Raw genomic sequence first — 13,959 nt, 5'->3', positions numbered from 1 at the left:
TATTGCGCTGACGGTATTGTTCAAGGTTAAGTGAATTGCAGGATAAATTCAGTGCGTTGTCGCACATAGTGAAAATGACAATGTGATGTAATGCAACGCAACATAATGCATCGCATCGCATCGGCTCTGGCAGATGACGTCGATATTTTTCTGCATGTTGTCGAATGTCAGGTAATCTAGGTGCGCTGGCGCACAGAGTTTTCAGTTTGGTAAGCCTATCTTGTCAACAGGCCCTATCAGGATAGGTACGTGGCCCGCGCCCGAGTGCACGCGACGAATATGATACTTACCATCCAATGGAGCCGAATATGAACCTCAAACCAATTGTTTGCGCCATCATGGCGATAACCATGACCACAGGCGGATCTGCCTTTGCTCAAAATTTCGGCGATCGTAATGATCACCAGCAACGAGACGGTCAAGGTGATAATCGCGATAATCGCGATTATCGCGGCAATCACGATAATCGCGGCAATCACGACAATCGCGACAATCAGGGCAGGCCGCAGGATCATCGCGATAACCGGGATTTCGGACAGGCTAACCGCGGTCACGAAGGTGAGCGTGGCGCCGGACCGAATCATGAGTTTTACCGTGGCCAGCGTCTGCCACCTGAATATCGCAACCGGCAATATGTGGTTAATGACTGGCGCGGCCACCATCTGAATGCACCGCCGCGTGGTTATCAATGGGTGCAAACCGGTGGCGACTATGTGTTGGTGGCGATTTCCACCGGTATCATCCTGCAGCTTCTCCTGAATAACTGACAAAACCGTGTTTGTCGTCTTGTAGCTGACGGCTTGCAACAGAAAGCTCTCCTGAGTAAATATACAGGAGGGCTTTTTTTACGTGGGGAGGTTCGTAGGGTGGGCACGCTTTTGTGCCCACGCGGAACTCACAACACGCACATACCTATTTCCCTAACGTCCAAAACATCGCCAACACCGCGACAGCCATGACTCCGGTGCAGAGCCAGCCTAATCTTTTCAATTTGACGGTGATCACGAATCGCCCCATGATTTTCGGATGCGCGGCCATCAGCATCATCACGCACATGATCGGCACCGAAATGACGCCGTTAATCACGGCGCTCCAGTACAGGGCCTTGATCGGATCGACGGGTGCGAAGCAGAGCGCAACGCCGATGGCGGTAGAGATGGCGATGATCCCATAGAATTTTTGGGCCAGCACAGGTTTCAGTTCCAGGCTGTTTTTCCAATGGAAAGCTCCTGCCATGGCATAGGCGGCAGAACCGGCAAGTACCGGGACCGCCAGTAATCCGGTGCCGATGATGCCCGCGCTAAACAGCCAAAAGGCGAATTCGCCCGCAATCGGGCGCAATGCCGTAGCTGCCTGCGCCGAGGTTTGTATATCCGTGATGCCGTGCAGGCCGAGGGTGACTGCTGTCGTCAGCATGATGAAGTAGGCGACGATGTTGGAAAAACCCATGCCAAGGCTGGTGTCGAGCTTGATCCGGCGGAAGTTGGCGCTGGCCTGCTCCGGGGCATCTCTCAACGGTTTCGCGTCCGGATTGGCATGCAGGTCTTCCACTTCCTGCGACGCTTGCCAGAAGAACAGGTAGGGACTGATTGTGGTGCCGAATACGGCCACTACCGTAGTGATGTATTCAGGCTTCCAGGACAAGTGCGGCCAGACGGTTTTTGCGAACACTTCGGTCCACGGTGTATGCACCACGAAGGCGGTGCCGACATAGGCTAGCAAAGCCAGCGTCAGCCATTTCAGCAGGCGGACGTAACGATCGTAGGGAATGAAAATTTGCAGCACGAGCGACAACAGGCCGAAGCCCAAGGCATAAAAATGCGCAGGGCCGCCCACCAGCAGTCTCAATGCTTCCCCCATGGCGGCAACGTCGGCAGCGATATTGATCGTATTGGCCACAAGCAGCAGGCCGACGATGCCATATAACAGCCAGGGCGGGTAGTGGCGGCGAATGTTGGTAGCCAGGCCATGGCCGCTGACCCGGCCGATTTTCGCGCTGACCATCTGGATGCCAACCATCAGCGGATAGGTCAGAAACAGCGTCCACAACAGGTTGAAACCAAACTGCGCTCCTGCCTGGGAATAGGTGGCAATGCCGCTGGGGTCGTCATCTGCGGCGCCGGTAATCAGGCCCGGCCCGAGTTTTCTTAACCAGCTTTCTTTTGATTCTGGATTTTTCATTTGTGAGCGGTTTGCCGGAAAGTCAGTCTTGTTATTCGTTTGAGGTCAGCCGCGTTGTTTTTTTACCTGGTGTGCTGCAGCAGAAATTTCGCATTTTCATGCTATTGCTCAAAAAAGCTTATTGTCGAACGCTATTCCGGTCTGTACGTTATCGAACCGTGAATATGAAAACTTGCCGATGTGTCAGGCACTAAAACGGGTGATATGTGCGTCAGCGTACCGATCCCTCGCAATATACGACATACACTGGACGCGTTGCTTCGGCACAGAATTGCCGTTGATATCGTGCGTCGGAATCCATAAGTGGTCTGTCAATGGCAGGTTTTTGTTGAATGATACCGGCGCAAAAGTCGCGCCTCACACCATCTGAGGAGAATCCTATGTTGGAAAAGAATTTGAAGGTCGTCAATGATGACGTAAAAAAGCTGATCAAGGATGCGCAGGCCCTATTGCTGGCAGCCGCTGATTTGACTGGTGACAAGGCAGAGGAAATGCGAAATCGTGGCATGCGCCTGCTGGACAAGGCAGTGGTCACAGCCCAGGATGCACAAGCTAATGCGATTGTCGCTGGCAGGGAAATGGCGGATTCGGCAGAAGTCTATGTGAGAGAGAATCCGTGGCGTGCACTGGCTACGGCTGCAGGTGTGGGATTTCTGGCCGGAGTGATCCTGGCTAAAAAATAGAGCTGCGGCTGCGCGCAGCGATAGCCGGAGTTAAGACGATTCTCCGGCCTCTCGGGAAACGGCGTGACACACATCCGGATCGCGCCATTTTTTTTGCAGAAGCAGGTTTACAGTCGCCCGGTCAGCAACATGACGATCAGGATGATAACGATCAGTCCGGTAATGCCGCTTGGGCCGTAACCCCAGCTGCGGCTATGCGGCCAGCTCGGCAGAGCGCCGATGACGACGAGAATCAGTAGAATGAGTAAGACGGTGCCCATGCTTGGCTCCTAAAGAAGTGAAAGGACTGGTTCGCAAGCACGAGCGCCGCTTGCAACGGGAACTTAACGCTGTTATTTTTTTCAGCTAAGTATGGAACCAAGATAGTGGGGAAAGATCGCACGGTCTGTACGCTGCCGCACAAAAACCCGCCCTCCCGGAAGTCGGGTTTTCTGCAGACATTTACAGTAGTAGTATTGATCGAAACATGGTCTGATCGGAAGTGCCGTGTTTATTGTGACAGAATACAAAATGCGACAAATATCGGGGCAGATACCGGTAGACTGATTTTCACACCGCCTGGAGACTGCAATGCTTACCGAAACAATTGGTGACTACGAAATCGAATGTTCCGGCATCCAGCTGCCTGACAGCGAAGACTGGGTAGCCAATCTGGCCATTTATGCGCCATCCACTAATCCGATGCATAGAAATGACATTTTTCCGTCGCAGCGGGTCGCGGTTGACGTCGTATTTTCCAGCGAACAGGAAGCTGAGGCGGAGGCCCGTGTCGTTGCCATTTCGATGATTGAAGACAGAAGAAAAGAATAGCGTTAAAAAGCGATGTAAAAATACAGTCAAATCCGGAAGATTCCAAAGTAAAGATTATTCAGCAAGGAGATGCACGATGCAGCTAGGGATGATCGGACTAGGGCGCATGGGCGCCAACATGGTAAGGCGCCTGACCAAAGGCGACCATCAATGCGTGGTATATGACTTGCATCCGGATGCAGTCCAGGCGTTGTTGCATCCCGGGGCGACTGGTGCATCGTCGTTGCAAGACCTGGTGAGCAAATTGAGCAAGCCGCGTGTGCTGTGGCTGATGTTGCCGGCGGCTGTGGTTGATGAAAATCTGGCGCTGCTGACACCGCTGCTGGACGCCGGCGACATCGTGATCGACGGCGGAAATTCCTATTACCACGATGACATTCGCCGTGGCATCGAATTGAAAGAAAAAAACATCCACTACGTTGACGTCGGCACCAGCGGTGGCGTCGCCGGTTTCGACCGCGGGTATTGCCTGATGATTGGCGGCGACAAGGAAGCTGTGCAGCATCTTGCGCCGATTTTTGCCACGCTGGCGCCGGGAGTTGATGCGGCAAGCGCCACGCCTGGCCGGAACAAGTCCGACAGTAGTGCCGAGCAGGGTTACCTGCATTGCGGTCCGCAAGGCGCCGGGCATTTCGTCAAGATGGTGCATAACGGTATCGAGTACGGCATCATGGGCGCTTATGCGGAAGGCTTGAACATCCTGCGCAACGCCAATATCGGCAAGCGCAGCCATGATACGGATGCGGAAACAACGCCGCTGCGCAATCCGGAACACTATCAATATGAGTTGGACCTGCCCGAGATCACCGAACTCTGGCGGCGCGGCAGCGTGATCGGCTCGTGGTTGCTGGATCTTACCGCTGGTGCGCTACAGAACGATCCGAAACTGGAACAGTACGCCGGCCGCGTGTCGGATTCGGGCGAAGGGCGCTGGACAATTAATGCCGCTATCGACGAAGCAGTGCCGGTGCCGATTTTGAGCGCCGCTCTTTTTACACGTTTCAGCTCACGCGGTGAAGGCGACTTTGCCGATAAGGTCTTGTCAGCCATGCGGCAAGGATTCGGCGGCCACGTAGAAAAGCCGGTTAAACCACAGGAAGATTGATGACGGTAGTGCACGAAGATACTAAAAGCATCAAAAATATTAGTTGCCACCGTCCAGGAATAAGATGATGAAAATAAGCCCCCTGGCCGGAAAACCGGCGCCATTGGCATTGTTGGTCGATGTGCCGAAGCTGGTCACAGCGTATTACACGAATGTCCCGGATCCGGGGATTCCCGAACAACGCGTCGCCTTCGGTACTTCCGGGCATCGCGGGTCGTCGTTCGCGCATAGCTTTAACGAGGCGCATGTACTGGCCATTACGCAAGCCATTTGCGCTTATCGCAGCAAGCAGGGCATTAACGGCCCGCTGTTCCTCGGCATTGATACCCATGCGCTGTCGGTTCCTGCCTGCACTAGCGCGCTCGAGGTATTGGCCGCCAACGGTGTAGACGTGATGCTGGCGGAGGGTGACGAGTACACGCCGACGCCGGCAATTTCGCACGCTATTCTCAGATACAACAAGGGCCGCAGCAGCGGTTTTGCCGACGGTATCGTGATTACTCCCTCGCACAATCCGCCGGAGGATGGTGGCTTCAAGTACAACCCGCCGAACGGCGGCGCGGCAGATACCGATGTCACCGGCTGGATCGAGGCCGCAGCCAATGTTTATCTGAAAAATGCTCTCAAGGATGTCAAGCGAATGCCGGTGGAGAAGGCGCTGCGCCTTGCCACCACGCATCGCTACGACTATCTCAACACCTATGTGAACGAGCTTGACCAGGTGATTGATATGGCGGCAATCCGCAGTGCCGGGATTCATCTCGGTGTCGATCCGCTGGGCGGCGCCGGTGCGCATTACTGGGAGCGGATTGGTGAGCGTTACGGGTTGAACCTGACCGTGGTCAGCGACGAAGTCGATCCGACTTTCCGTTTCATGACAGTGGATTGGGATGGCCGGATTCGGATGGATCCGTCGTCGTCCTACGCCATGCAGCGCCTGCTTGGAATGAAGGATCGTTACGATATTGCTTTTGCCTGCGATACCGATCATGACCGCCACGGCATCGTCACAAAAAGCGCCGGGCTGCTGCCGGCTAACCACTATCTGGCGGTTGCCGTCGATTATCTGTTCCAGCACCGGACCTTATGGTCGAAGGATGCCAGCGTCGGCAAGACGGTTGTCAGCAGCCAGATCATCGACCGCATCAGCGCCAGGCTGAATCGCAAGCTGTATGAGGTGCCGGCCGGTTTCAAATGGTTCGCAGCCGGCTTGAGCGATGGTTCACTCGGTTTTGGCGGCGAAGAGAGCGCCGGCGCCACTTTCCTGCGGCTTGACGGTTCAGTCTGGACTACTGACAAGGATGGCCTGGCGCCAGCCCTGCTGGCGGCAGAGATCACCGCGCGCAGCGGCCGGGATCCCGGTGAGGTTTACCGCAAACTGGCGGCTGAGCTGGGCGATCCTGTCAGCACCAGGGTTGAGGCCAGCGCCACGCCGGCGCAGAAGAAAATGCTGTCGGCGTTATCGCCGCAACAAGTGCAGCGCGATCAGCTGGCCGGCGAAAAAATTCAGCATATTCTCACCACGGCGCCGGGCAACCGGGCCCCGATAGGGGGATTGAAAGTGGTCACGGAAAGTGGCTGGTTTGCTGCGCGGCCGTCAGGCACGGAGGATATCTACAAAATCTACGCCGAGAGTTTTCAAGGCGAGGATCATTTGCTGCGCATCGTGCAAGAGGCGCAGGCGATTGTCGACGCCGCTCTGGCCGGCAACCCACAATCGCCATCCGCGGCAAAAACATGAGCCGGAGAGCGCTGACGACAGCAGCCGAACTGGACATGCTGCAGCGCGAATCATTCAGTTATTTCATGCATGAGACTAATCTGGAAAACGGTCTCGTGATAGATAAGACCGCACTTGGCTGGCCTGCCAGCATTGCCGCGGTGGGCCTGGCGCTTGCGGCATATCCGGTGGCGACCGAACGCGGCTTCATTAAACGTACTGAAGCAGCCAAACGGGTGTTGAGGACATTGCGATTTTTCTGGAACAGCCCGCAAGGAACGGAGCCGGATGCCACCGGCTATCGGGGTTTCTACTATCATTTCCTGGATATGAAAACCGGCCGTCGGGCCTGGCAATGCGAGTTATCGACGATCGATACTGCTTTTTTCGTGGCAGGAGCCTTGACGGCAGGCAGTTATTTCGATGACCCGGTTAGTGCGGAGGAAGGCGAAATCCGCAGGCTGGCCGATGCGCTTTATCTGCGTGTCGACTGGCCATGGGCGCAGAATGGCGGCGAGGCGTTATCCATGGGATGGAAGCCGGAGTCAGGTTTCTTGCCTAATCGATGGGATGGCTACGACGAGGCGCTGCTGTTGTACATCCTGGGGTTGGGTTCGCCATCGCATCCTTTGTCTGCAGATAGTTACTGCGATTGGACCTCCGCCTATCAATGGCAGCATAGCTACGGCTACGATTATTTCTATTCCGGCTCCATGTTCACGCATCAGCTGTCGCATATCTGGGTGGATTTCCGTGGCATACAAGACAACCCCATGCGTAGCAAAGGCATCGATTATTTCGAAAACAGCCGTCGCGCCACGCTGGTCCAGCAACAATATGCGATCGCCAATCCCGGTGGTTTCGCCGGTTATGGTGAATATTGCTGGGGTATTACCGCAAGCGACGGCCCCGGCCCGGCGACGCTCGATGTCAACGGCGTCAAGCGCGAATTCTTCGACTACGTGGCGCGCGGCGTACCGCACGGTCCCGATGACGGTACCATTGCGCCATGGGTGGTGGTGGCTTCGCTGCCGTTTGCGCCAGAAATCGTACTGCCTACCATCGATTATTTTGTGCATCAGGTCGGCCTGAAGACCGGCAATCCTTATGGTTTCAAGGCGACATTCAATCCGAGCTTTCCATGTAACTGCGCCAACCCTTACGGTTGGGTATCGCCCTGGCATTTCGGCCTCGACCAGGGGCCGATCATTCTGATGATCGAGAACTATCGCAGCGAGATGCTGTGGCGCCTGATGCGGAATTGCCCATATATCAAAAACGGTTTGCAGCGTGCCGGTTTCACCGGCGGCTGGCTAGGAACGCAATAACGCCAGAGCACGTTGGCACACGTTATCAACGGTAAAACCATACTCGCGCATCACAACTTCACCCGCAGCCGAGGCGCCAAAATGATCTATCGCCAGCACGTCGCCGTGATCGCCGACATAGCGATGCCAGCCTTGCGCGACGCCAGCTTCCACCGCCAGTTTTGCGCCGATTGCCGGCGGTAGCACCGTGTCGCGATATGCCTGTGGTTGTTCATCGAACAGTTCCCAGCTCGGCATCGAGACAACCCGCACCTGGATGTTTTGCGCCAGCAGTTGCAGCCGTGCGGCTACGATCAGCCCGACTTCCGAGCCGCTGGCAATCAGGATCAACTCCGGGGAGCCGTCAGGAGCGTCGGCCAGGATATAAGCGCCACGTTGCAATTCTTCGGCCGCTGCAAATTGGCTGCGATCCAAGGTAGGCACATTCTGCCGTGTCAGCACCAGCGCCACCGGCCGTTCATGCGATTGCACCGCTACCCGCCAGGCAATCGCGGTTTCGTTGGCATCTGCCGGACGTAGCACGATCAGGTTTGGTAGCGCACGCAAGCTGGCAAGTTGTTCTACCGGTTGATGGGTGCCGCCGTCTTCGCCCAGCGCGATGCTGTCATGGGTAAACACATAGATCACCTGCAAGCCCATGAGGGCAGCAAGGCGGATGGCCGGCCGCATATAATCGGAGAAAACCAGGAAGGTGGCGCCGAACGGCAGCGCGCCGCCATGGGCCGCCATGCCGTTGATAATCGCGCCCATCGCAAGTTCACGCACGCCAAAGTGCAAGTTGCGGCCGGCATAACTCCAGCCGCCGCCATCGGAACCTTGTCTGTCGCCTGCAATGATGTCGGCCGGCTCGAAATCTCCCAATCCTTTCAATGAGGTATAAGTCGAAGGATCAAGATCCGCCGAGCCGCCGATCAGTGCCGGCAGATGCGCGGCGATAGCGTTCATGACCTTGCCCGATGCGACCCGTGTCGCCATGCCTTTGGCATCTGCCGGGAATCGCGGTATATCTGCATCCCAGCCGGCTGGCAAAGCGGCCGTTCCGCCTTGAATGAGCTGTTGCAGTTCCAACGCAAGCTGGGGAAATTGTTGTTGGTAGAGCGAGAATTTCGCATGCCAGGCCGATTCCGATTTTTCCCCCGGCTGACCGGCTTCGAGGAAATGCGCTGCAGCGGCTTCGGGAATATAAAACCAAGGCTGCTCCGGCCAGCCAAGCCTCTGCTTCGTCAAGCGCAGCTCCTCGACACCGAGCGGCGAACCGTGTGCTTCGAAACTGTCTTGTTTGTTGGGCGAGCCGTAACCGAGATGGGTACGTACCAGTATCAGCGAGGGGCGCCCGGTCTCACCGTGTGCGGCGTCCAGCGCGCGTGCTATCGATGCCAGGTTGTTACCGTCTTCTATGACTTGCGTGTGCCAGCCATAGGCGTCGAAACGCCGTGCCCGATCCTCGGTAAAAGCGATGTCGGTGCCGGCGGAGAGAGTCACCCGGTTGTCGTCGTAGAGGTAAATCAGTTTGCCCAGCTGCAGATGGCCTGCCAGCGATGCGGCTTCCGAGGCGATACCTTCCATCAGGTCGCCGTCGCTCACTATGCCGTAGGTAAAATGATTGACAATATCCAGGTCGCCGCGATTGTAGCGAGCGGCCAGATTCGCTTCCGCCATCGCCATGCCGACGCCGTTGGCAAAGCCCTGGCCGAGCGGGCCGGTGGTGACTTCGACGCCAGGCGTCAAGCCCCGTTCAGGATGGCCCGGCGTACGGCTGCCCCATTGACGGAAATGCTGGAGCTGAGTGAGCGGCAGGTCGTAACCGGTGAGATGCAACAGGCTGTACAGCAAAGCGGAACCATGGCCCGCCGACAGTACAAACCGATCGCGGTCGAACCAATGGGGATGGGCGGGATGATGCTTGAGAAACTGCGTCCATAGCACATACGCCATCGGCGCCGCGCCCAGCGGCAACCCCGGATGGCCGCTGTTGGCTTGCTGGACCGCGTCGACCGACAGGAAACGCAGGGTATTGACGCACAATTCGTCGAGTGCAGAGGTGGAAAGCGTTGAGCTCATTCGGCAACTCCTTGAATTCGATGGGCGGATCTGAGGATAGTCTGGGGTAATCCAACGCAACGCAAAGCACGATCAAAGAACGATAGCATTCTTTGCGGCGCTTTTCGCCGGTTTAATGTAACTGGCAGTAGTACAGGAATTGACGAATTGACGAATTTGGTGCTGGTATATTTCCCGACCGCCAGCCCCGGTAGTCCGATATTTACACTTACGTCTCCCGATGAAATTGGTTGTCATGCAATCTCGTCGTTAAAGCAGGCGCAGCGTACTTATCGCTAAGCTTAAACCGCCAGGCTTCGGAGCCCTGGCAGGGAAGATGGGATAACTTTAGCCAACTGTCGTGCATTTATCTGTTCGCTAAGCCACATAGAAAAAGTTTATTTTTTTTACGGGGCGTTGCAGCCGCCGGCCACAACAAAAACCACTTGCAATTTCATTCGTATCCGGTGCGTTCGGCACCGCGTTTGCCGGTAGGCGAAGATGTTTCGCCATTGAAGTCATCTGCCATGGCCCGTGACCTGACACGTTGTTGGTACGCGTATTGGCGTGCTTAATGTTTGTCTATCTGCCTATCTATTTACTTGTCTACTTTCTTGTATACATCAATATAGACTTGCGACATCATATGATCTTCGTGCCGCATCGCCTCCCATAACAAAGGATGAAGAATGAACCGGCGTTTGCCATTCCAGATCGTACCCGCATTGCATGCAAATCACGGTGGTAGACGCTGCCACCTTTATCGATGAGAGAAAACATGTTCACTTTCGACCCTAATCATTATCCCTACGCCTCCCGCCGTAGCGCGGTGTATGCCAAGCGCGGCATGGTAGCCACCTCGCAACCGCTGGCTGCGCAAGCCGGGCTGGCGGTGCTGCAAGCCGGCGGCAACGCCATCGATGCAGCGATCGCCACCGCTGCCGCGCTGACCGTGGTTGAGCCGACCGCGAATGGTATCGGTGGCGATGCCTTTGCACTGATCTGGCACAAGGGTGAACTGCACGGTTTGAACGCCAGCGGAGCTGCACCGCGCGCAATCTCCATCGATAAGCTGCACGCAGCGGGGCATCAAAGCATGCCGAAGTACGGTGCGCTGCCGATCACTGTGCCTGGCACGCCGGGGGCATGGGCCGGCATGGCAGAACGTTTCGGCAAGCTGCCGCTGGAGCGTTCCATGGCCGGCGCCATCGCGCTGGCGCAAGACGGCTATCCGGTATCGCCGATGGTGGCGTTTGCCTGGCAGCAGGCATACAAATTATTTCAACAGGAATTCAAGGACGCGCATTTTCAATCCTGGTTCGACACGTTCAATGTAGACGGCCGGGCGCCGCGCGCTGGCGAGGTCTGGCGTTCGCAGGGGCATGCCGATACCTTGCGTGCGATCGCTGCCGACAATGGCGCCAGTTTCTATCGTGGTGCTTTGGCCGAAAAGATTGCTGCCTTTGTACGCTCTGCCGGCGGTTATCTGGATAATGCCGACCTGGCGGCTTACCAGCCGCAATGGGTAGCGCCGATCAGCAGCAATTACCGCGGTTATGATGTCTGGGAAATTCCGCCTAACGGCCATGGCCTTGTTGCTTTGCTGGCCTTGAATATCCTGAAAGGCTTCGATTTCAGCGAACGCGATACTTTGCTGACCTATCACCGTCAGATCGAAGCAATCAAGCTGGCATATGCGGACGGCCTGGCGCATATCGCCGATAGTGGCCATATGCGGGTCGCAGTCGAGGATCTGCTGTCCGATGCTTATGCCGACGAGCGCCGCCAGTTGATCGGCGCGCGCGCGGCGTTGCCTGTGGCTGGCCAGCCGTCGCGCGGCGGCACCGTGTATCTGAGCACCGCCGATGATGAAGGTAATATGGTGTCCTTCATCCAAAGCAATTACATGGGTTTCGGGTCCGGGCTGGTGGTGCCGGGAACCGGCATCGCCTTGCATAATCGTGGTAACAATTTCACGCTCGATGCAGCCCATCCGAACTGCCTGGCACCTGGCAAAAGGCCATATCACACCATCATCCCGGGTTTTTTGACAAAGGATGGCAAGGCGGTAGGTCCGTTCGGCGTGATGGGCGGCTTCATGCAGCCGCAGGGACATGTGCAGATGGTCATGAACACGGTAGATTTCGGCCTTAATCCACAATCCTCGCTCGACGCCCCGCGTTGGGAATGGGAGGGGGGTAATAATGTCAGTATCGAACATACCAATGCGGAGCACATATTCCGCGGTTTGCGCGGCCTCGGACACGAGGCCTCATGGTCAGCCAATCAACTCGGTTTCGGCCGCGGCCAGATTATCTGGCGCGATCAGCACGGCGTGTTATGCGGCGGGACAGAGCCGCGTACGGATGGTAGTGTGGCGGCCTGGTAAATAACGACGCAACGGCGGAAATCATGAAAACAGTCTCAGGCACCGACCCCCAGGTAATCGCCCGGGTTAGCGACTTTGCGCCAAAAGGCGTGTCTTTACCTGACTATGTATACGGCCGTCTGCGCGAAGATATTTTCGACATGCGCCTGTTGCCGGGCGATCAGATTACCGAAACTGAAATCGCCGCCTACTTCAATGTCTCGCGCACCCCGGTACGCGAAGCGTTGCAGCGCCTGCAGGGCGATGGCTTGATGCAAGGTTATGTACGGGGCGGCTGGGAAGTGGTGCCCATCGATTTCAAGCGTTTTGAAGATTTATACGAGTTGCGCAAACTGATCGAAATTCATGCCATCAGCAAGCTATGCGCAGGACCAGCCAGCGCCGGCGCTATCGATACCGCGTTGATCGAACAGCAAAAGGCGATATGGTGTGTGCCGCCGTCTGAACGCTTAAGCGATGGACGCAAGGTGGCGATGCTTGACGAAAAATTTCACCTGGCGCTGGTGCGCGCCGCTGGCAACCTGGAAATGGCCAGTACTTTCGAGCGTTTGACTGACCGCATCCGCATCGTGCGCCGTCTGGATTTCATCTATGGCGATTGTGTGCAGTCGACCTATGACGAACATGTCGCGATCCTGGCGAAAATAGGCACCCGCGGCGCTGCCGATGCCGTCAGCCTGATGACTGCGCATATCGACGACGGTCATGTCGATGTCACCCAAATTACCTTGCATCGCTTGCACAGCGCGCGGGCGTCTGCTGGAGCCGAACGTTTGGCGTATGTGCAGGTTAAGGTGATGCGTTAGATCGCGGCTGTGGAGAAAGACAATTCACTTGCTGCGGGTTTTTTTCTTTTCGTTTTACAGCTTCTGCTCCGTGGTCCACTAAGCGGGGTCAGAGTGAAGTTTCGCGATAAAGCCTGCGAAAGTTCACTCTGACCCCGGTTAGTTCGTGCTGCTCGTCGCGTATACCGTAAAAACTTCGGTATTGGAATTTGCGTAGATAACTTTGCTAAGGGAGAAGGGTTATCAATGCGAATCGAGGACTTAGTGATGTGGGGTCAGAGTCGAATGGCACTTACTTAGCCTTTTTCGGATGGTCGTATTTTCGCAGCATCTCTCTTGCTGGGGTCCGTGCTTGCATCAGTAGAGGGTAAGGTTTTGGTCTTCGCTTGATGGCGCGCGGTTCGATTCGCCCCGGTCGGTTTCCGATCGTCTGTTCGGCCACCAACGCCAAGAATTCTGCGACGTTATCATCGTCATCAGGGTGACGCAATGTATCGCCCGTTGCCAGCCATAGTTGTAGCGTATGCTTGAAGCTCAGTGCGCGTGGCAAGACATCGGCGAGCAAGGCTGATTGCAGCATGATCATTCGGATGAGGTTGTAGGCAAGCAGGTATACCCACATCTCCTTTTCACCCATCTGCGGTGTTTTGCAGCTCAGTGTTTCCATGCCCAATGTGGTTTTGATGTTGCGGATGTCTAACTCGACATGCCAGCGGCGCTTGTATAATGCCTTCAGGGCGATTTTTGGCGTTGTTTTCGGACACAGCAAGGTCGTCACCAGCACTTTGCCGCCAGCTTCCAATTCCCTCACGGTCAGCGTATCCGGTGCAGATTCGTACTGTTCTATCGTCATCCAATCCGGGCGGATTGTCGGCTTGCTCAGCGTGATCAAATGATCCCGGCTCCCGAGACTTTTCC

12 protein-coding genes are annotated in these 13,959 nt (G+C 56.1%); 8 read left to right on the top strand and 4 right to left on the bottom strand.

Translation table 11 applies throughout. The features are described from left to right. Positions 1-308: 308 nt before the first annotated feature. Positions 309-767 (top strand): RcnB family protein, encoded by a 459-nt coding sequence (locus BM029_RS12575; RefSeq protein ID WP_092436497.1) that lies wholly within the window; start codon positions 309-311, stop codon positions 765-767. Positions 768-912: 145 nt separating this feature from the next. On the opposite strand, the gene BM029_RS12570 is transcribed toward BM029_RS12575, so the two are convergent. Continuing rightward, a complete protein-coding gene (locus BM029_RS12570) occupies positions 913-2,181 on the bottom strand; it encodes an NRAMP family divalent metal transporter (protein ID WP_092436495.1) in 1,269 nt (422 codons plus the stop codon). Positions 2,182-2,561: 380 nt separating this feature from the next. On the opposite strand from BM029_RS12570, the gene BM029_RS12565 reads away from it, so the two are divergent. Continuing rightward, complete coding sequence (locus BM029_RS12565) at positions 2,562-2,864, top strand: ElaB/YgaM/YqjD family protein (protein ID WP_092436493.1); 303 nt, start codon at positions 2,562-2,564, stop codon at positions 2,862-2,864. A gap of 107 nt (positions 2,865-2,971) precedes the next feature. Here BM029_RS12565 and BM029_RS12560 read toward each other — a convergent pair whose 3' ends face one another. After that, entirely contained in the window at positions 2,972-3,124 is a 153-nt protein-coding gene (locus tag BM029_RS12560) for a DUF3309 domain-containing protein (RefSeq protein WP_092436491.1), read from the bottom strand. A 310-nt stretch (positions 3,125-3,434) separates the two neighbouring features. On the opposite strand from BM029_RS12560, the gene BM029_RS12555 reads away from it, so the two are divergent. The 4 genes from BM029_RS12555 to BM029_RS12540 all read left to right on the top strand — a co-directional run bounded on the left by BM029_RS12555 (position 3,435) and on the right by BM029_RS12540 (position 7,827). Further along, positions 3,435-3,674, top strand: a complete 240-nt coding sequence (locus tag BM029_RS12555; protein WP_092436489.1) for a hypothetical protein — start codon at positions 3,435-3,437, stop codon at positions 3,672-3,674. Positions 3,675-3,750: 76 nt separating this feature from the next. Beyond that, entirely contained in the window at positions 3,751-4,779 is a 1,029-nt protein-coding gene (gnd, locus tag BM029_RS12550; RefSeq protein WP_092436487.1) for a phosphogluconate dehydrogenase (NAD(+)-dependent, decarboxylating), read from the top strand. A 67-nt stretch (positions 4,780-4,846) separates the two neighbouring features. Beyond that, complete coding sequence (gene pgm / locus BM029_RS12545; protein WP_092436485.1) at positions 4,847-6,520, top strand: phosphoglucomutase (alpha-D-glucose-1,6-bisphosphate-dependent); 1,674 nt, start codon at positions 4,847-4,849, stop codon at positions 6,518-6,520. After that, complete coding sequence (locus tag BM029_RS12540; protein ID WP_092436483.1) at positions 6,517-7,827, top strand: glucoamylase family protein; 1,311 nt, start codon at positions 6,517-6,519, stop codon at positions 7,825-7,827. The genes pgm and BM029_RS12540 overlap by 4 nt, the downstream gene beginning before the upstream one ends. On the opposite strand, the gene tkt is transcribed toward BM029_RS12540, so the two are convergent. Next, the gene (gene tkt, locus BM029_RS12535; protein WP_092436481.1) at positions 7,813-9,888 is read right to left on the bottom strand and encodes a transketolase; all 2,076 of its coding nucleotides are present in this window, start codon (positions 9,886-9,888) and stop codon (positions 7,813-7,815) included. The genes BM029_RS12540 and tkt overlap by 15 nt on opposite strands. 757 nt (positions 9,889-10,645) lie before the next feature. Here tkt and BM029_RS12530 point away from each other — a divergent pair. Next, positions 10,646-12,256 (top strand): gamma-glutamyltransferase family protein, encoded by a 1,611-nt coding sequence (locus BM029_RS12530; RefSeq protein ID WP_092436479.1) that lies wholly within the window; start codon positions 10,646-10,648, stop codon positions 12,254-12,256. Positions 12,257-12,279: 23 nt separating this feature from the next. Next, complete coding sequence (locus BM029_RS12525; RefSeq protein WP_092436477.1) at positions 12,280-13,062, top strand: GntR family transcriptional regulator; 783 nt, start codon at positions 12,280-12,282, stop codon at positions 13,060-13,062. A gap of 271 nt (positions 13,063-13,333) precedes the next feature. Here BM029_RS12525 and BM029_RS12520 read toward each other — a convergent pair. Beyond that, the coding region (locus BM029_RS12520) for a transposase (protein ID WP_139217241.1) at positions 13,334-13,959 on the bottom strand (626 nt) is incomplete at its 5' end.

Source organism: Collimonas sp. OK607 (genome assembly GCF_900111995.1).
Classification (GTDB): domain Bacteria; phylum Pseudomonadota; class Gammaproteobacteria; order Burkholderiales; family Burkholderiaceae_D; genus Collimonas.
The sequence above is the reverse complement of the archived record's forward strand: the minus strand, read 5'-3'. Positions and strand labels throughout refer to the sequence as shown.

Excerpts from the sequence above, each read along its gene's own strand:
- BM029_RS12575 (WP_092436497.1), top strand. The coding sequence starts at position 309 with ATGAACCTCAAACCAATTGTTTGCGCCATCATGGCGATAACCATGACC.
- BM029_RS12570 (WP_092436495.1), bottom strand. The coding sequence starts at position 2,181 with ATGAAAAATCCAGAATCAAAAGAAAGCTGGTTAAGAAAACTCGGGCCG.
- BM029_RS12565 (WP_092436493.1), top strand. The coding sequence starts at position 2,562 with ATGTTGGAAAAGAATTTGAAGGTCGTCAATGATGACGTAAAAAAGCTG.
- BM029_RS12560 (WP_092436491.1), bottom strand. The coding sequence starts at position 3,124 with ATGGGCACCGTCTTACTCATTCTACTGATTCTCGTCGTCATCGGCGCT.
- BM029_RS12555 (WP_092436489.1), top strand. The coding sequence starts at position 3,435 with ATGCTTACCGAAACAATTGGTGACTACGAAATCGAATGTTCCGGCATC.
- gnd (WP_092436487.1), top strand. The coding sequence starts at position 3,751 with ATGCAGCTAGGGATGATCGGACTAGGGCGCATGGGCGCCAACATGGTA.
- pgm (WP_092436485.1), top strand. The coding sequence starts at position 4,847 with ATGAAAATAAGCCCCCTGGCCGGAAAACCGGCGCCATTGGCATTGTTG.
- BM029_RS12540 (WP_092436483.1), top strand. The coding sequence starts at position 6,517 with ATGAGCCGGAGAGCGCTGACGACAGCAGCCGAACTGGACATGCTGCAG.
- tkt (WP_092436481.1), bottom strand. The coding sequence starts at position 9,888 with ATGAGCTCAACGCTTTCCACCTCTGCACTCGACGAATTGTGCGTCAAT.
- BM029_RS12530 (WP_092436479.1), top strand. The coding sequence starts at position 10,646 with ATGTTCACTTTCGACCCTAATCATTATCCCTACGCCTCCCGCCGTAGC.
- BM029_RS12525 (WP_092436477.1), top strand. The coding sequence starts at position 12,280 with ATGAAAACAGTCTCAGGCACCGACCCCCAGGTAATCGCCCGGGTTAGC.